This is a genomic window from Rhodobacter sp. CZR27, from assembly GCF_002407205.1.
Classification (GTDB): domain Bacteria; phylum Pseudomonadota; class Alphaproteobacteria; order Rhodobacterales; family Rhodobacteraceae; genus Cereibacter_A.
Window position 1 is genome coordinate 199847 of the sequence record NZ_CP023549.1, and the last position, 17842, is coordinate 217688.

Below are 17842 nucleotides of genomic sequence, written 5' to 3' on the forward strand. Positions count from 1 at the left end.
ATTGATGCAGTGCAGCATCTCATGATGCATGCGCAGCTTCCGCGTCGGGAAGCCCTGCGTGGAGAGGAATGGTTCCGCTGCGACCGTAACTCCAACGCATTCAAGTCGTGCCCGGCTGTCCCGCAAGGAAATCCTGCGGACCCTCAGCTGCGCACCGGCTGAAAGGACATACCATGACAACCATCCGACAACTGATAGAGTCGAGCCCGAAGCGGGCCAACGAGCTGTTTGCCCGGCTCGTCGACACCTCCGATACTGCCGTCAAGACACGCGACCGGCTGTTCTCCGAGCTGAAGGACGAGCTTGAGCTTCAGGCCAGGCTCGAGGAGCAGCACCTTCTTCCGGCGCTGAAGAAGCACAAGGAAACCAAGGGGCTCGTCGCCGAGGCGCTGAACGACAACCGGGAGACGCGCGAGCTTCTGGCCGAGCTTGAGCGCACGCCCAAGGACAGCGAGGCGTTCGGAGCAAAGGTGTCCGAGCTGCAGAAGGTCTTCCAGCAGCACGTCCGCGACGACAAGAAGGAATTCCTGCCCGTGGTCGCCAAGGCGCTGACGGACGAGGAGGCCAGCGCCGTCGTCGAGAAGATCGAGGACGGGAAGGCCCAGCTCGAGGCCGCCCAGCGTGCCGAGGCCGACGAGCGCCGCGCCCAGGCAAAGCGCGAGCGCGAGCAGGCCGAACGGGAGCAGGAAAAGCGCGAGCAAGCCGAGCGCGAGCAGGCCGACCGCGCCCAGGCAAAGCGCGAGCAGGCCGAGGCGGCCGACGCAGCAAAGGGCAAGGCGAGGGCCGACGCCGAGCGCAACCGAAAGGAAGCGGCTGCGGCGCAGACCGGAACCAGCTCTGTCGCGCGCAAAGGCGATGACGGCGCCCAGCCACAGCAGGCTGCCAGCCAGCGCGAAGAGCGTGGTGCGGCCGAAGCGGAAGCCTCGGCGATGGACATGGTGGACGCTGGCGTCAACGTCGCCCGCACCGTCATGACGGCGAGCGCCGAAGGTGCCCGCGATCTGGGCAAGGCCCTTCGCGGCACCACGAGCCAGTCGCAGGAGGCCCAACCCAAGGCCGAGACTACTCTCGCCGAGCCGTCGATGATGGAGCTGCTGAGCGAGCAGGCGCGGCATGCGATGCAGGCGACCGTGGCGGTCGGCAGTGCCCGATCGCTGGTCGATGTCGCCAGGATTCAAAGCGACTTCATGAACGGCAGCCTCGAGCGGATGACCCAGCTCAACGCGCGCTATCTCGCCTTCGTCCGCGACGGCATAGGCCTTCGTATGTTCCCGAACCAACGTCGCTGAATGCGCGCCCGGCCTCTGGCCGTGACGCCATCTCCGGAAGGACTCCCCGATGCCCAAGCCATCCAGATCCGCGCCAGACGCCGTTCCCTCCCGCCGGATGATCCCGATCGTCGAGGAGCAGGCCGTCATCCTCAAGCGCACGACGCCCACCGAGGGCGTGCGCGTCCGGACGGTCGTGCATGAGCAGGAAGCCATGATCGACACGCCCGTCACACGCGAGACCATCGAGGTCGAGCGTGTCCCCCTCGGCCAGTGGGTCGACGGGCCAGTCCCGGTCCGGCAGGAGGGCGACACCACGATCGTCACCTTGGTCGAGGAAGTGGCGGTCGTCGAAACGCGCCTCCGCGCTACGGCAGAGGTCCGCATCACCCGGCACCGGGACATCGAGACCAGTTCCCACGCCGTTACGCTCCGACGGGAAGAGGCCGTAATCGAACGGCTGGCCGCCCTCGGCGACCCTGAAAGCGACGCGGGCTGACGGGTCTCGCCCGTCTGCCCTGACCCACCTGAACATATTGGAAAAACCAGAATGGCTACCCTCATCATCGCCTACAACGACAAGAAGATCGCCGACCGGGCCATCGCCGCGCTTCGCGACGAAGGCTTCGGGGAAAATCAGGTCCACATCCTGAGCGGAGCTAAGGCCAAGCTTGTCAGCGAGATCTCCGACTACGGCTTCGACGAGGTCGACGCGCGCGCCTATGCCGAGGCGGCCGGCGACGGCAAGGCCGTGGTCGTGGCGCATGTGTCAGAGGACCAGTCCGATCAGGCGCAGTCGATCATGGACCGCGCTACCTCGGACAAGGGCCGGGAAGGCGGCGAGGTCATGCCGATCGTCGAGGAAGAGTTCTCGGTCGGCAAGGCAAAGACCACGAACGGCGGTGTGCGGGTGACCTCCAGCGTCAGCGAGACGCCGGTCGAGGCGACCGTCACTCTCCGGACCGAGACCGTGGGTGCGGAGCGCCGCACCGCCGATCGCCTGCTGCAAGGCGACGAGGCCGAGGCGGCCTTCAAGGAGAAGACGGTCGAGATGATGGGCACTCGCGAAGAAGCCGAGGTCCACAAGGAGGCCCGGGTGGTCGGCGAGGTGGAACTCAGCAAGGAGACTACGGAGCGCCGGACGACGGTCAAGGACACGGTCCGCAAGACCCACGTCGAGGTCGAGCAGATCGGCGCTGGCACCGCAAGGAAGTAAGGGCCGCATCCCGGGTCTGCGCCCCGTTCCTGACGGAGCGGGGTTTGCCCGGGAGGCCTGAGGGCGCCGCCGTGTTCCGCCTTGTGCCTGCGGGGCCGCGGCACTGCGTCCTCAGGCGCCGGCACCGCCGCCTCCCGAGGAGAGCCGCTGGACCGACAAGCGGCTCTTCCGCGGCGGGGTTCCGCACAGGTCCCAGAACGCTGACGGTGGGGGGCCGCGAGTGCTATCTGCGCGCCGTCTTGCCGCAATCCGATCCCATCGATTTCAATGGGGATCCTCCGCCGTCCGAACTCTGCGACGACGCCCCCGAGCAGAATGCCTCTCATAGCGTCGCCCGGGAAGCTCGGCGATCTAAGGGCCGCGAAAGGATGCTTCCGGATCTGAAGCCTGAGAGCGGAGGGACGCCAGCCGACTGCCAGAGATGGGACGGCAGCGGGAAGGAGAATGCGCAGAATGTCAGCTTTCGGGACGAAGGTTTTCGCCGCTCCGGGCGAGAGAAAGATCAGAAACTCATCGACCAGGGTCAGGACTTCGGTAACGGGGCAGCCTCGGTCAAGCCGTTTTGCCCACAAGCTGGCGCCCGCTTGGATGCGGCTTCGCTCCTTTTCTCCGCCGCCATGCTGTTCGCTCCTTCGCGTGAGATCACCCTGGGTTCATGCTTCGGTCCGTGGTCGGCGCTGCGGCCGCCAACATAATGCTGGTTCAATGCAGTTCCGATGTGCCCACCTCATTGGGCGTGCTTGACCGGGTCGGCATCGCTTCGCGGACCCGATCAAGGCCACGATCGAAAAGGAGCCTTCCTTCGGCTACCGCACCGTAGCCTGGCTTCTGGGCTTCAACAAGAACGCAGTCCGCGAGTGCCCAACTCGCGGGTCGATTGCGCGAGCGACGCTTCCGATCGCTGTATTGCAACTCGGACAGCGTGCGTGCTCATGGCGCTCACGTCACGAACCTGTCCCATAGGGCTTCCTTCCATGCCCGAGAAACGATTGTATCATCAAACCGTGGGGTCAAACACCTGGCGCAAGACATCAGGATCTTGGTGCAGCGCCCCGCGACCTGCGTGTAACCCTCAGAAATCACACGCTGATCCAGCATCTTCCGGCTTCACCCGCGGGCTTCCGGGTTCGTGCAACTCTTACTGTCCCCTACCCGCGGTCAGCGTGTCACGCCCATCCGGCGGATCTGGCGATGAATGGTCGAGCGGTTCACGCCCAGCCGGCGCGCGGCCTCCGAGACATTGCCCCCGGTCTGGCGCAGCACCTGCGCCAGCACCGTCCCCGTCGCGAGGCGCTGCGTCGGTGCGCCGCGGACCGCGGTGCGGATGCGCTCCGGCAGATCCTCCAGATCCACCCGACCGTTGCCGGCCATCGCCCGCAGGCCCGTGACGAGATGGGCCAGTTCACGCAGGTTGCCCGGCCAGCCATGCGCGGCAAGCGCCGCCAGCGCCTCGGGCGCGAGCGTCAGGGGCCGGTCGGACCCGGCCAGCATCCGCTCGGCCAGCCAGAGCCTGTCCTGCCGGTCGCGCAGCGCGGGCAACCGCAGCCGCGCCCCGGCGAGCCGGTGCAGCAGATCCGGCCGCAGCGCCGCCCCGTCGCCGTCCAGATCGGCCAGCGTGGTCGAGATGAGCCGCACGTCCACCTGCAGCGGCCGCACCGCGCCCACCGGAAGATACCTTCCCTCGGCCGCGAGCCGCATCAGCCGCGCCTGCATCCGCGGCGGAAGCTCCTCGACCTTGTCGAGCACCAGCGTCCCGCGATGGGCGGCGGCGATCAGCCCCTCCTCGATGCGCCGGCCCGAGACGCGCCCGAAGAGCAGCGCCTCCTCCTCGGCCACCTCGGCGCAGGGCGCGACCACGAAGGGCCCGCCGCGGCCGGCCTCGTGGATCGCGCGCGCCAGCACCATCTTGCCCGTGCCGGTCTCGCCCTCGATGAGGATCGGCAGGCGCTGCGGCGCCAGCGCCGCGGCGGTCCGCAGCAGCGCCGCCATGGCGGGATCGTCCCCCGCCAGCCCGCGCAGCGCAAGCGGCAGCGCGGGGCTTGCGGGCGGCATCCGCGGCGGGGCGCGGCGCGGCTCGATCGCATGGGCGAACAGGCGGTGGCCGTCGCGGGTCTCGATGAACCGCTCGGCCGCCGGGCGCTGGCGCATCAGCTCGTCCAGCCGGTCCACGCGGACGTTCAGGAACTCGGACACCGGGCGTCCGATCAGCCGGTCGGCCGCGCGCCAGTCCAGGCCCGCGGCGCGGGCCAGGATGCGGGCCGCGCCATTGGTCAGCCCCAGCACGCAGCCCGCCCCGTCCAGCGACAGCGCGGCCTCGGGATCGACATCGAGGAAATCCGGCGAGCCGGACAGCCGCAGCACCCATTCGCGCCGGTTCTCGGCCATCAGGTTCGCCATCTCGATCCGCCGCGCCGAGGCGCGCACCAGGTTCAGCGCCAGCGACTGGCTCGCCTTCGCCCGGGGCGAGGACAGCAGCGAGATGTCCAGCACCGCCGAGAGCCGCCCCGCCGTGTCGTAGATCGGCGCCGCCGTGCACGAAAGTCCCGTGTGCGTGGCGTCGAAATGGTCGGTCTGGTGGATGATCAGCGGCTCGCCGGTCTCGATGCAGGCGCCGAGTGCGCAGGTGCCGGCCCGCGCCTCGGACCATTCCGCCCCCATGTAGAGACCGCTGCGGCGCAGCTCCTGCTTCTGCGCCTCGTCGCCCAGATATTCGACCGTCACTCCCGCCCGGTCGGCCAGCAGCAGCACGTAGTTCTGCCCCGCCACCAGCGAATAGAGGTTCTCGATCCCGGTCCGGGCGATGGCGATCAGTTCCTCCGAGCGCTGGCGGTGCTCGCGCAGCGCCGTCTCGGGCAGGATGAAGGCCTCGGACCGCGCGGTCGGGTCCAGCCGGTGCTTCGTCAGGCAGCGCAGCCAGCTTTCCACCACCACCGCATCCCGCGCCGGCGGCCGGCCCTCGGCCACGGCCTCGATCTCGCGCACATGGCTCAGGTGAGCATCCATGATGTCCTCCCTCCGCGGGCCCCTCCCAAGGCCCGACGGGAGGATGCTAGCAGCGCCGGCCCCTCGCGCGAACCGAGGCTTTAGGCGGGGTCGCGCCCCGGCCGCTGCAACAGGTGTTGCATCGCGTGCAACACCCCCGCCGCCCAAGTGGTTGAAAACACGCATCCACGAATTCGCGTTTGGTCCCTGCCGCTGCCGCCGCATGATCTTGCCATCGAACACAAGGGAGGAACCGAATGCTCGACCAAAGCGAAAACCTGGCGCTTGCGGCGCTGGTCGCGGAACTGGAGCGTGCACTGGTCGCGCAGGATGCCGAGGGGGTGGCCGAATGCTTCCTCGAAACCGGCTTCTGGCGCGATCTGGCCGCCTTCACCTGGAACATCAAGACCTGCGAGGGCAAAGGCCAGATCCGCGACATGGCGGCCGCGCAGCTCTCCGCCATCGCGCCGCAGGCGCTGGCGCTGGACCCGGGCGAGATGGTGACGGCGGCGGACGGGGTGACCGAGGGCTGGCTGACCTTCGAGACCGCGACGGGGCGCGGCACCGGGCACATCCGGATGAAGGACGGCAAGGTCTGGACGCTGCTGACCGCGCTGCACGAGCTGAAGGGCCACGAGGAGCCGCGCCGCATCCGCCGCCCGATGGGCGCCGAGCATGGCCACGACCCGAACCGCAAGACCTGGAAGGAGAAGCGCGAGGAAGAGGCCAAGCGGCTGGGCTACGAGGAGCAGCCCTATGTGCTGATCATCGGTGGCGGTCAGGGCGGCATCGCGCTTGGCGCACGGCTGCGGCAGCTGGGCGTGCCCACGATCATCGTCGAGAAGAACGAACGGCCCGGCGACAGCTGGCGGCGGCGCTACAAGTCGCTCTGCCTGCATGACCCGGTCTGGTATGACCACCTGCCCTACATCCCCTTCCCGGACAACTGGCCGGTCTTCGCGCCGAAGGACAAGATCGGCGACTGGCTGGAGATGTACACCAGGGTGATGGAGCTGAACTACTGGTCCTCGACCACGGCGAAATCCGCGCGCTACGACGAGGCGGCGAAGGAGTGGACCGTGGTGGTGGACCGCAACGGCGAGGAGGTGGTGCTGCGCCCGAAGCAGCTCGTGCTCGCCACCGGCATGTCGGGCAAGGCCAACGTGCCGGTGATCCCCGGTCAGGACATCTTCAAGGGCGAGCAGCAGCATTCCAGCCAGCACCCCGGCCCGGACGCCTACCGCGGCAAGAAGGTCGTGGTGATCGGCTCGAACAACTCGGCGCATGACATCTGCGCAGCGCTCTGGGAAGGCGGCGCGGATGTGACGATGGTCCAGCGCTCCTCGACCCATATCGTGAAGTCGGACAGCCTGATGGAGGTCTGCCTGTCCGGCCTCTATTCCGAGCAGGCGGTGGCGAACGGCATCGACCACGAGAAGGCCGACATGATCTTCGCCTCGGTCCCCTACCGGATCATGGCCGACTTCCACGTCCCGCAATACGAGGAGATCCAGCGCCGCGACGCCGACTTCTATGCGGCGTTGGAGAAGGCGGGCTTCATGCTCGACTTCGGCGACGACGGCTCGGGGCTGTTCATGAAATACCTGCGCCGCGGCTCGGGCTATTACATCGACGTGGGCGCCTGCGATCTGGTGATCGACGGCTCGATCAAGCTGAAGTCGGGTTCGGACGTCAGCCATCTGACCGAAAGCTCGGTGGTGCTGAAGGACGGGACAGAGCTTCCGGCGGATCTGGTGGTCTATGCCACGGGCTACGGCTCGATGAACGGCTGGGCCGCGGACCTGATAAGTCCCGAGGTGGCCGACAAGGTCGGCAAGTGCTGGGGTCTGGGGTCCGACACGACGAAGGATCCCGGCCCGTGGGAGGGCGAGCAGCGCAACATGTGGAAGCCCACCATGCAGGAGGGGCTCTGGTTCCACGGCGGCAACCTGCACCAGTCGCGGCACTACTCCCGCTACCTGTCGCTGCAGCTGAAGGCGCGGCAGGCGGGCATCGACACGCCCGTGTGGGGCCTCGAGCCGCCGCATCACCTGCGCTGACGGCCGGAGGAGCGGGCCGGCGCCATGCTCCCGGGTCGCCGCCGCCTTCGTCCGCTCGCCCCGCCCGCGCCGCCGCGCGAGCGGGGCGATGTCATTCCCGGGGCACGAATCTAACGGGAATCGGGCGGAGCCATGCGTGGCGCATGCGGGAGCCGGGGCCCTGTTTCCTTGACGAAAGCTTTATGGACGGCCGCTAATTCAACCGCCAGCGGTGAATCTCATCGTCCCTGACGATGCGGAACGCCGCAATTTTGCCGAAATTGGTGGGCGAGCCGGGCAGCCACCGCCGGTTCGGAAGACCACCCGCCGGTCCCCGCCGGCACGTTCAAAGGATGTCATTATGTTCAAGTTCCTCAACACCAAATGGAAATCCTTCCGCCGCGACGAAGAGGGCGTGACCCTGGTCGAATACGGCATCGCCGTCGTGCTCGCGATCATCGTCGGCACCACGGCGCTTCTCACGCTGGCCGGTGACATTGAGGATAACCTCACTGATGCGCATGACGTGATGATTTCGCGTGAAGCGCCCGCTGGCGATTGACCGCAGAAGCCAAAGGCCGAGGCATGGCAACCGTGTCTCGGCTTGCCTGTTTATGACGCGCGTCGATCACTTCGAGGAGATCCTTCCATGGCCATGAGGTCCGTTCTTGTCGCAATGCTCGGCGTGGCCATTGCTGGAGGCTCTGCCATCGGCGCGCGTCATTACCTTGTGGCGACGCCGGCAATGTCGGCCGGCGAACCGGGCACTTCACTAGACATGGTGCAGGTGATCGTCGCGAATCGTGACATCCCGTTCGGGATGGAGATCCAGCCGTCGATGTTGAAGGTCATCGCTTGGCCAAAGGAAGCCCTGCCTCCTGCCGCTGTTACGGACGCCAAGATGCTGCTGCCTGCAGAGGGCCAGCAGCCGCGCCGCGCCCTCAAGAGCATTTCGCAAGGCGAGATCGTCCTGACCTCAAAGGTCTCGGGCTACGGCCAGAAGGTGACGTTGGTGCAGAATCTTGCCCCCAATACTCGCGCTATGGCGATCAAGGTGGATGCCGTGACCGCCGTCGGCGGACTTGTGACCCCTGGCGACCGGGTGGACATCGTGCTGACTCAGAGCCAGAGTGGTGGGCTGAGCGCAACAACGATCCTTCAGAACATCCGCATTGTGGGTGTAGACCAGCAGACCGACGAGCGCACTGAACAATCCGCGGTCGCCCGAACCGTCACCGTCGAGGTGACGCCCGAACAGGGCCAGGCCCTGGCGCTGGCGCAGAAGGCCGGCACGCTTAGCCTGACATTGCGCACGCTCGACGCCGAACCGAACCGGCAGCTCGACTCCGTCGCCCTCGAGGACATCCTGAACGCCCCGCCGCCCCCGGCCGTCGACGCACCGGCCCCCGAACCGGTCAGGACCAGGATCAAGGTCCGCCGCGCGGGCGAGGTCGAGACCGTCGAAGTCAACTGAACCCGAGGCAGAGATGACCCGCAGACCCCTCCGCGAGGACGAGGAGGGAGCGATCCTCGTTTTCTGGGCGGTGGCGCTGGCCGTCATGCTTGGAATGGTCGCCCTCTCGTTCGACATGGGCCGCATGGCGGCCACGCAATCCGAACTGCAGGCCTTCGCCGACCAGGTCGCGCTGGCTGCCGCCGGCGAGCTGGACGGGCGCGCGGATTCCATCGACCGGGCCCGCGATGCGGCGGCAGAGCTGATCTCGGACCGCCAGACCTTCGGCGCGGGCGCGCAGGATCTGGACGCCGACGATTTCACGCTGACCTTCCTCGCCTCGCTTCCGGCCGACGACAGGGCCGCGATGGCGGACGTGACGACCGATCCGCACGAGGCGATCCATGTCCGCGCGACCGTCGCGCCGCGCGCGGTGCCCTTCACCTTCGCCGCGGCCTTCTTCGCCCTGACCGGGCGGCAGGAGACCGGGAACCGGGTCGCGGCCTCCGCCGTGGCGGGCTATACGCAATATGCCTGCGACATCACCCCGATGATGTTCTGCCTGCCCCACCCCGACTTCCGCGCCGACGAGCACATCGGCGAGATGGTGCTGCTGCGCTCGGGCGGTCAGAACGCCGCCTGGGGACCGGGCGACTTCGGCTTCATCGATCCCGACGATTTCGCGGATGACAGCGGCACCTGCAGCAAGGAGAACGGCGTCAAGCGCGACCAGTGCCTGATCGGGGCCGTGGGGGCGCTGACCCAGTGCGTCAGCCAGCGCGGCGTGGACATGCAGCCGGGTCAGCGAGAGGGGATCGCCGCCCCCGTCTTCAACGTGCGCTTCGACATCTATGAAAAGAGCATGCAGCACGCGGCGAATGACCCGAAATATCCCGCGGCGCCGAATGTCATCAAGGGCTACGTGTCGAGGACGAAGGGCAAGTCCTGCGACAACTCGCCGGGCTCGCCGGATTCGATGGCCCTGCCGCGCGACACCTGCTTTGCCACCCGCGCGTGCTCGCGCTATGGCGACGGCAACTGGGCGGCCGGGCGGACGGCCTATGTCGCGAAGAATTACGGCGGCACCGATCCGCATCCCGGCGCGCGCACCCGCTATGAATACTACCTGGCCGAGATCGCGGCGGCCGCCGGCGGCAATATCCTGACCGGACGCAGCGAGACCGGGCGCCCGATCTGCTCGAAATATCCGTCAACCGATCCCGAGCGCCGGGTGATCACCGTGGCCGGCATCGACTGCACCACCACGCCGGTCAGGGGCAGCATGGAAGACGTGCCGGTGGTCGAGTTCTTCCGCATGTTCCTGACCGAGCCGGTCGGCGATGATGGCACGTCGCCGCCCACTGTGGACATGTGGGCCGAGATCGTGGGCTCGGCCGAGGCGCGCAGCTCGGGCTCGGGCGGATACTTCCACGATGTCGTGCAGCTCTACCGGTGACATCATGAGAGCGTCCCGCCCCAGCTTCCTCCGCCGCTTCCACGCCGACGACCGCGGCGCCGCCCTCGTCGAATTCGCGCTCGCGCTGCCGATGATGCTGGTGGTCTTCGCGGTCATCGTCGAGGGGGCCCGGATGCTGGTGGCCTACCAGGCCGCGATCTCGGGCGTGCGGGATGCGGTGCGCTACGTCGCCCGGGTGGCGCCGGCGGACATGTGCGAGCTGACCGGCACCCAGCCGCCGGACTATTCGGACCGGCTGCGCAGCATCGTCGGCTCCAGCCAGACCGGCGGCGGCGTGCTGCCCGGCGCGGTGACGCTCGGCACGGTGGCCGTGAGCTACGACTGCACCGGGGCCGACACCTTCCGCGGCGGGATCCCGGCGGTGGCCACGGTCTCGGCGCAGCTGACGATCGACTTTCCCTTCTCGGGCATCTTCACGCTGGTGGGCGGCGACGCGCCCTCGGTGACGACGACGGTGGCCGACAGCGCAAGGATCTACGGCACATGATCCGCCCGCACCACCGCATCGCCCGCTTCGGTCGCGACGAGGACGGCACGACGCTGGTCGAGATGGCCATCGTGCTTCCGATCTTCCTGCTGATCTTCCTGGCGCTGATCGATTTCGGACGGCTCGGCGCCGATCACGCCATGGCGCAGAAGGCGATGGAGCGCGCCTCGCGGATCGCCGCGGTGCGCCCGCCCGCCTGCCCCGGCGTGCCCACCACCAACCTGCGGGGCGGATCGCCAAGCCTGCTGCCCTTCGGGACGATGTGCGATGCGGCCGCCGACCTCTGCGCCCCGGTGGGCCGGATCACCTGCCCGGGCGAGGCCGGCAATGCCACCGCGGCCGAGATCTGGGGCCTGATCGGCCCGATCCTGCCCCCGGACGCGACCATCGCCAACCTGAGCTTCACCTACGACCAGGACGAGGCGCTGGGGTTCCTCGGCGGCCCCTATGTGCCGGTCGTCACCGTCGAGCTGGAGGGCGTCACCTTCCGCTTCGTCACGCCGCTGGCCGCGCTGGCGGCGCTGGCGGGGGCGGGAAACTCGACCCTGCCGATGACTTTGCCGATGCCCAGGATGAGCGTGTCGCTGCCGGGCGAGGACCTCGCGCTTGGCGAGAACGGATGAAACCGCGGCGCTGGTCGCATATGGAAAGGGAGCGGAGACCGTGAACCGATCGATCCTCGTGATCTCCCCGGAGCGGGAGGTGCTTCAAGGCGTGGAGCAGGTTCTGGCCGCCGCGCCCGGCGTGCGGCTCGACTGGCAGGCCACCACGCTGGCCGAGATGAACGGCCATGCCGTGCAGATGTCCGGCGGCTACGACATGATCCTGTTCCGCGCCGCCGGCGGCGATCCGGCCGAGATCCGCGCCGCGACGGATCTTGCGAAGGGGAGGTCGGGCGACACGGTCCTTGTTGCGATGGCGGATGCCGGGCTGTCGATCACCGAGGCGCATGCGCTGACCCGGGCCGGGATCGACGCGGTTCTGCCGATCTCGATCCTAGCCGAGGAACTGCCCGAGCAGATCGAGCGGCTGCAGCGCGATCGCAGCCACCGCCCCGAGCGCATGGGACGGCTGATCGCGGTCAGTCAGGCGCGCGGCGGCGTCGGCGCGACCACGGTGGCGGTCAACCTTGCCGACCGGCTGCTTTCCCCGGCAGACCGGCGGCGGGCGAAGCAGACCGCGCGGGTCGCGCTGGTCGATCTCGACCTCCAGTTCGGGACCGTGGGCTCCTACCTCGACCTGCCCGAGCAGGAGATGCTGATGCAGATCGCGGCCGACGGGACGATCCCCGACGCCAACTTCCTGCGCCAGTCCATGCCGGTCCTGCCGGGCGGCCTGTCCGTCCTCGCGGCACCGACCCGGTTCGTCCCGCTCGAGGCGCTGCGGAACGAGCAGGTGACGGCGATCCTCGATTCGCTGCTGTCCACGAACGACTATGTCGTGGTGGACCTGCCCCGGGCGCTCGCACAGTGGATCGAGCCGGTGGTGCGGCGCGCCGACCAGCTGATCCTGGTCAGCGACATCGCGGTCTCCTCGATCCGCCATTGCCGCCGCCTGATCGACTTCTTCACCGCCGACAACATCGCCCTGCCGGTGCAGGTGGTGATCAACAACGAGTCGCGCCCGCTGTTTCCCTCGGCGCTTCACCGCGAGGCGGCGAAGGTGCTGGAACGGCCGCTCGATCACTGGCTGCCGCATGACGCGAAGGCCGCCCACAATGCCGCCGACCGCGGTCGTCCGCTGTCCCAGGTGGCGCCGCGGTCGTCGCTGTCGCGCGCGGTGGGCCGCCTGGCCGCCAGCATCCACGCGCGTTTCCCCGCAGCCGTCCAGACAAAGGAGGCCCTCTAGGTGTTTACCCAGTTCACCCGGTCCCAGAAGCCCGCGAACGGGACTGTCATAGAGCTTCCGAAGCCGGCGGCCGCCGATCCCCTGCCGCTGTCGCCGCAGGAATCCGAGCTGGTCGCGCGGCTCGAACTGAAAAGCGAGCTGCACGACGTTCTTCTGGAGCGGCTGAACCTCTCGGTGCTGGACAAGGTGCAGCCGGACGAGCTGCGCCGCGAGGTGGCGTCGCTGGTGTCGCAGGTGCTGTCGGACCGCGGCAAGCCGATGCGCGCCGAGGAGTTCAAGCAGCTGATCGACGAACTTCTGGACGAGGTGCTGGGCTTCGGCCCGCTCGAGCCGCTGCTGGCCGACCCGACCGTCAACGACATCCTCGTGAACACCCACAGGAACGTCTATGTCGAGCGCGCCGGCGTGCTCGAGAAGACCCGCGTCCGCTTCCGCGACGAGCGCCACCTGCTGCGCATCATCGACAAGATCGTCTCGCGCGTCGGCCGCCGGGTGGACGAGTCGAACCCCTGGGTGGATGCGCGCCTCGAGGATGGCAGCCGGGTGAACGCGATCATCCGGCCCTGCGCGATCGACGGGCCGTCCATGTCGATCCGGAAGTTCGCCCGCAATCCCCTGACCATGGACCGTCTGGTCGAGATCGGCGCCATGCCGCCCGCCGCCGCCGCCTTCCTGCGCGGCGTGGTCGAGGCGCGGCTGAACGTGCTGATCTCGGGCGGCACGGGCTCGGGCAAGACCACGATGCTGAACGCCATGTCCTCCTATATCGGGCGGCGCGAGCGGATCGTGACCATCGAGGATGCGGCCGAACTGCAACTGCAGCAGGACCATGTGGTGCGGCTGGAGACCCGCCCGCCGGGGCCCTCGGGCACCGGAGCGGTGACCCAGCGGGATCTCGTCCGCAACGCGCTGCGGATGCGGCCGGACCGGATCATCGTGGGCGAGGTGCGCGGCGCCGAAACCTTCGACATGCTGCAGGCGATGAACACCGGCCACGACGGCTCGATGACCACGGTTCACGCCAATACCGCGCGCGACGCGCTCGGCCGGATCGAGCAGATGGTCACGATGATCGGCCTCGACTTCCCGGTCTCGGCGATCCGCGCGCAGATGGCTTCGGGGCTGCATGTCGTGGTGCAGTTGAACCGCCTCAGCGACGGCAGCCGGCGCGTCATGAGCATCTCCGAGATCACCGGGATGGAGGGCGACATCATCACGATGCAGGACATCTACGTCTTCCGCCGCACGGGCGTCTCGCCGGGCGGGACGGTGCTCGGCGAGTTCCGCGCCACCGGCATCCGCCCCCGCTGCCTGCCGCAGCTGCAGGCCGCGGGCATCGACCTGCGCGAGATGAGCTTCCTGGCGGAGGGCTCCTGAGATGGATCTTCAGGGAACGGAAATCGAGGCCCTGGGCTATGCCGGGATCTTCCTCGGGGTGCTCCTGGCCTTCGAAGGGCTGCGCCAGATCCTCGGCCGCGGCGAGACGCTGAACGAGGTCCGGAACCGCCGGATGAAGCTTATCCGGCGCGGCGCCACCACCGCGGACGTGCTGCAGATCCTCAAGCCCCGGCAGGAGGACTGGGCCCTGTCGCGCATCCCGCTGATCGGCCCGTTGCCGAAGGTGCTGCGGCAGGCCGGCCTGTCGACCCGGCCGCAGAGCTTCGTCTCGCTCTGCCTGCTCGGCGCGGCCTGCCTTGCGGTGGTGGGCTCGGCGCTGATCCCGCCTGCGGCCGCGGCGGGCATCGCGGGCGCCCTGTGCATCGGCCTGCCGCTTCTGGTGGTGCGGCAGATGCAGGCCCGGCGCATGGATGCGCTGGTGGCGCAGATGCCCGACGCGCTCGACCTGATGGCACGGGGCCTGATGGTCGGTCATCCGCTGAACGCCACCATGGCCTCGGTCGCGCGCGACATGGCGGACCCCATCGCCTCGGAATTCGGGGTGATGGTGGACCAGGTGGCCTTTGGCGACGATCTGGTGGATGCCTTCGCCGATTTCGCCGAGCGTACGGGCCTCGAGGACGTCCGCTACCTGTCGGTCAGCGTCGCGATCCAGCACGGCACGGGCGGCGACCTCGCCCGCGTGCTCTCGACGCTGGGCCGGGTGATCCGCGACCGGATCTCGATGCGCAAGCGCGTCAAGGCGCTTTCGGCCGAGGGGCGGCTGACCTCGATCTTCCTGTCGTCGCTGCCGCTGTTCATCCTGGTCGCGACCTCGATCACCTCGCCGACCTATTACTTCGACGTGAAGGACGACCCGCTGTTCCGCCCCTTCGCCATTGCCGTCTTCGTGCTGATCTCCGTCAATTTCGTGGTGATGCGGCGGATGGTGAATTTCCGGATCTGACCCGACAGGAGAAGTCGATGCTCGAAAGCCTGATGCAGACGGCGCAGTCGAACCTTCCCACGCTTGCCGCGGCTGCGGTCGGTGTGGGCGCGCTGATCGCCGTGATGGGCGTCGCGTCGATGCTGAAGCCCGACCCGGCGCTGCGGCGCATGGCGCGGCAGGTGCCCCGGCGCGAGGTCATTGCCGATGCGGGCCTGCTGCGCCCGGGCAACGACCGCACGCCCTCGGGGATGATGAAGGCGCTGGTGCCCACGGACAAGGCCGAGCGGATGCAGGTCCAGCGCCAGCTGGCGCTCGCTGGCCTGACGGGCGAGCATGCGATGCGGAACTACTACCTGACGCGCATCGTGCTGGGCTTCCTGCTGCCGGCCGCCGTGATGGCCGCGATCTGGGCATCGCGCGCGGGCTACCTGCCGTTGCCCGCCCGGATCGAGATCGCGGTCGGCGGCCTGTCGCAGCTGATGCTGACGCAGATCATGGCCGCGATGGTGGCGGTGGGCTTCTTCGGCCCCGCCTACTGGCTCAAGGCCCGGGCCGGCGGCCGCCACCGCGCCATCGAGGACGCCTTCCCCAATGCGCTCGACCTGATCCAGATCTCGGTCGAGGCCGGCATGGGCTTCGATGCGGCGATGATCCGGGTGGGCAACGAACTGGCCTCCACCGCGCCGGAGCTTTCCGAGGAGTTCCTCGCCGCGCAGCGGGAGATCCAGGCCGGCCGCAGCCGCGACCGCGCGCTGCTCGACATGGCGGCGCGGACCGGGGTGGACGAGGTGTCCTCGTTCGCGAACGTGGTGCTGCAGGCGATGCAGTTCGGCACCAGCATGTCCGACGCGCTGACCGTCTATGCCCGGGAAATGCGCCTGTCGCGCGAGCTGCGCGCGCAGGAAGCCGCCAACCGCCTTCCGGTGAAGATGTCGATCGCCCTCGCCTCGCTGCTGCTGCCGGCGCTGCTCCTGCTGACGCTGGGCCCGGTGGTGATCCGCTACGTCCGGTACTTCTCCGGCTGATTCCACGGGGCGCCCCGGCCGGGGCCGGATCTTCCGACGCAGGTTGTGTGCGGCGCCGCGGATCCTCTACCCGCAGATGTATTTCTCATTCATCCATAGGGCGTAGAGCAGTCTGACATTGACAATAAAGGGATAGGCAAGGAAAGCTCTCATACAGGTGGGGCGATGGGCTATTAGGAATTATCCGACACAGCCTTTGGTATTGGTCTTCCCGCCGGCGGTGGATTTGCGCCGGTGCGTTCCTGGAGGGGCATTTTTTAATGACGAGACATTGGGAAGTCGGTGCCTCCGCGGATCGGAGGCCCGCTCTGGTTCACGTTGCCGTTGTCGATGCCATGGCCGAGTTCTGCGAGGCGCTCCAGGGCCGGCAGAGCCTGACCGAGGCGCTGGCCCGTTTCATCCGCAGCGTGGGCGCCGAATGCGGCATGATCGTGCGGACCCACACGAACGAGATGCACCCGCAGCGCGTGGCCGCGCATGACGAGCGCCGCGCCGATCCCGTCCGCCCGCTGGTCGCAAGCTATGCCGACGGTCAGTTCGGGCGCCATCTGCAGCGCCCGCGCCCGGCAAGCCTGTGGCTCCGCTCCGTCGAGGCCGCCGAACCGGGCCACGATCCCCATCCGGCGCTGGCCGAGTGGCAGGCCGCGCGCCGCCTGGAAGAGTTCGCCGTCCTGGTGCTGGCCGCCGGCCCGTCGATCCGCGACCATATCGAGCTGCATTTCCGCCACCAGCTGTCGGCCGAGGTGCAGGCCGCGATCGCCGCGGTTCTGCCGACGATGGCGAGAAGCTGGGCCAAGCGCCAGGTCGGCGTGGTCACGCGGACCATCACCTGCCACCGCACCCGCGCCGACGCCCTTGCGAACCGTCCGGTGCTGGGCGAGGCCAATCCCCACCAGCTGAGCCGGGCCGAGTTCCGCGTCTGCCTGCTGCTGAGCCGCGGCCTGTCGGTCGAGGGCGTCTCGGCCGAGCTTGGGCTGGCGAAGTCCACGGTGCGGTCGCACCTGCGCAGCATCTACGCCAAGACCGGCGTCACCTCGCTGGCAGAGCTGGTGTTCCGCCTGCTGGACTCGCGCGAGGCGGAGCCGCGGCCGACGCTGCGGACGGCCTGAGCCATGGCCGCCTCGCTCGTTCCACTGATGCTGCTTGCGCCGGTGCTGGTCGCCGTGGCGGCCAGCGACCTGCGCCACATGCGCATCCCGAATGCCCTGAGCCTCGCGGCCGTCGCCCTGTTCGTGATCTCGCTGCCGTGGTTCCCGCCCGATGACCTGCCGATGCGACTGGTCGTGGCGGGGGGTGTCTTCGTGATCGGCTTCGCCGCCTTCTGCCTGCGCCTGATCGGCGGCGGCGACGTGAAGATCCTCGCGGCGCTGCTGCTCTTCGTGCCGGTCTCGCAGATGCCGGTCTTCGCCAACATCTTCGCCGCTGCGCTGCTGGTGGGAATCGCGGTCATCCTGCTGGTGCGGCTGCTGCCGGCGGCGCGGCGCAGTTCCTGGCCATCGATGCAGCGGACGCGGCGCTTTCCCATGGGCATCTCGATCGCGCTTGCGGGGCTTGCACACCCCTTCCTCGCGCCGCTCGCCACCGGATCGATCTGAGGCGCCCCGCCATGCCGAACCTCCGGGCAGTTGCCCCCGACGGCCGCGCCGTGCGAGAAAAGGGCTTGCGGCGGCGCAACGGCACCTGTCTCCTGTCCGGGCGGCCCATCGCCCCGCCTCCCGCAC

At 68.6% G+C, this 17842-nt stretch carries 16 protein-coding genes and 1 pseudogene; 15 read left to right on the forward strand and 2 right to left on the reverse strand.

From position 1 onward, the window contains the following. Positions 1–173 precede the first annotated feature (173 nt). From CK951_RS17120 to CK951_RS21745, 3 genes are read left to right on the forward strand one after another with little or no spacing between them, the layout of a single operon-like run. Positions 174–1289: a hemerythrin domain-containing protein gene (locus tag CK951_RS17120; protein WP_096787449.1), complete on the forward strand. Its 1116-nt coding sequence runs from the start codon at positions 174–176 to the stop codon at positions 1287–1289. 49 nt (positions 1290–1338) lie between these two features. Beyond that, entirely contained in the window at positions 1339–1767 is a 429-nt protein-coding gene (locus CK951_RS17125) for a YsnF/AvaK domain-containing protein (protein WP_232520774.1), read from the forward strand. A 51-nt stretch (positions 1768–1818) separates the two neighbouring features. Beyond that, positions 1819–2484 carry a YsnF/AvaK domain-containing protein gene (locus tag CK951_RS21745; protein WP_232520775.1) on the forward strand — a complete coding sequence of 222 codons (666 nt, stop codon included), beginning with the start codon at positions 1819–1821 and terminating at the stop codon, positions 2482–2484. A gap of 859 nt (positions 2485–3343) precedes the next feature. Here the strand turns inward: CK951_RS21745 and CK951_RS22145 are convergent. Together CK951_RS22145 and CK951_RS17140 are read right to left on the reverse strand one after the other, a co-directional pair. After that, positions 3344–3445, reverse strand: a pseudogene (locus tag CK951_RS22145) (IS481 family transposase); the annotation flags it as partial. A 197-nt stretch (positions 3446–3642) separates the two neighbouring features. Next, a complete protein-coding gene (locus CK951_RS17140; RefSeq protein WP_096787450.1) occupies positions 3643–5487 on the reverse strand; it encodes a sigma-54-dependent Fis family transcriptional regulator in 1845 nt (614 codons plus the stop codon). Positions 5488–5723: 236 nt separating this feature from the next. On the opposite strand from CK951_RS17140, the gene CK951_RS17145 reads away from it, so the two are divergent. The 12 genes from CK951_RS17145 to CK951_RS17200 all read left to right on the forward strand — a co-directional run bounded on the left by CK951_RS17145 (position 5724) and on the right by CK951_RS17200 (position 17716). Continuing rightward, on the forward strand, positions 5724–7526 hold the full coding sequence (locus CK951_RS17145; protein ID WP_096787451.1) for an NAD(P)/FAD-dependent oxidoreductase: 1803 nt from the start codon (positions 5724–5726) through the stop codon (positions 7524–7526). 340 nt (positions 7527–7866) lie between these two features. Next, complete coding sequence (locus CK951_RS21430; RefSeq protein WP_096787452.1) at positions 7867–8067, forward strand: Flp family type IVb pilin; 201 nt, start codon at positions 7867–7869, stop codon at positions 8065–8067. 87 nt (positions 8068–8154) lie between these two features. Beyond that, complete coding sequence (gene cpaB / locus CK951_RS17155) at positions 8155–8979, forward strand: Flp pilus assembly protein CpaB (RefSeq protein WP_096787453.1); 825 nt, start codon at positions 8155–8157, stop codon at positions 8977–8979. A 13-nt stretch (positions 8980–8992) separates the two neighbouring features. Then, positions 8993–10414 (forward strand): Tad domain-containing protein, encoded by a 1422-nt coding sequence (locus CK951_RS17160; RefSeq protein ID WP_096787454.1) that lies wholly within the window; start codon positions 8993–8995, stop codon positions 10412–10414. A gap of 4 nt (positions 10415–10418) precedes the next feature. Beyond that, positions 10419–10922, forward strand: coding sequence for a TadE/TadG family type IV pilus assembly protein (locus CK951_RS17165; RefSeq protein ID WP_157764632.1), 504 nt, complete (start codon positions 10419–10421; stop codon positions 10920–10922). Next, positions 10919–11545 (forward strand): TadE/TadG family type IV pilus assembly protein, encoded by a 627-nt coding sequence (locus CK951_RS17170; RefSeq protein WP_096787456.1) that lies wholly within the window; start codon positions 10919–10921, stop codon positions 11543–11545. Before CK951_RS17165 ends, CK951_RS17170 begins: the two co-directional genes overlap by 4 nt. Before the next feature lie 40 nt (positions 11546–11585). Then, positions 11586–12770, forward strand: coding sequence for an AAA family ATPase (locus CK951_RS17175; protein ID WP_157764634.1), 1185 nt, complete (start codon positions 11586–11588; stop codon positions 12768–12770). Continuing rightward, complete coding sequence (locus CK951_RS17180; protein ID WP_096787458.1) at positions 12771–14147, forward strand: CpaF family protein; 1377 nt, start codon at positions 12771–12773, stop codon at positions 14145–14147. A gap of 1 nt (position 14148) precedes the next feature. After that, positions 14149–15114 carry a type II secretion system F family protein gene (locus tag CK951_RS17185; protein WP_096787459.1) on the forward strand — a complete coding sequence of 322 codons (966 nt, stop codon included), beginning with the start codon at positions 14149–14151 and terminating at the stop codon, positions 15112–15114. 17 nt (positions 15115–15131) lie between these two features. Continuing rightward, positions 15132–16121: a type II secretion system F family protein gene (locus CK951_RS17190; protein ID WP_096787460.1), complete on the forward strand. Its 990-nt coding sequence runs from the start codon at positions 15132–15134 to the stop codon at positions 16119–16121. 335 nt (positions 16122–16456) lie between these two features. Continuing rightward, a complete protein-coding gene (locus tag CK951_RS17195; protein ID WP_232520776.1) occupies positions 16457–17230 on the forward strand; it encodes a helix-turn-helix transcriptional regulator in 774 nt (257 codons plus the stop codon). A gap of 3 nt (positions 17231–17233) precedes the next feature. Continuing rightward, entirely contained in the window at positions 17234–17716 is a 483-nt protein-coding gene (locus tag CK951_RS17200) for a prepilin peptidase (protein ID WP_096787462.1), read from the forward strand. The last annotated feature ends 126 nt before the right edge of the window (positions 17717–17842 follow it).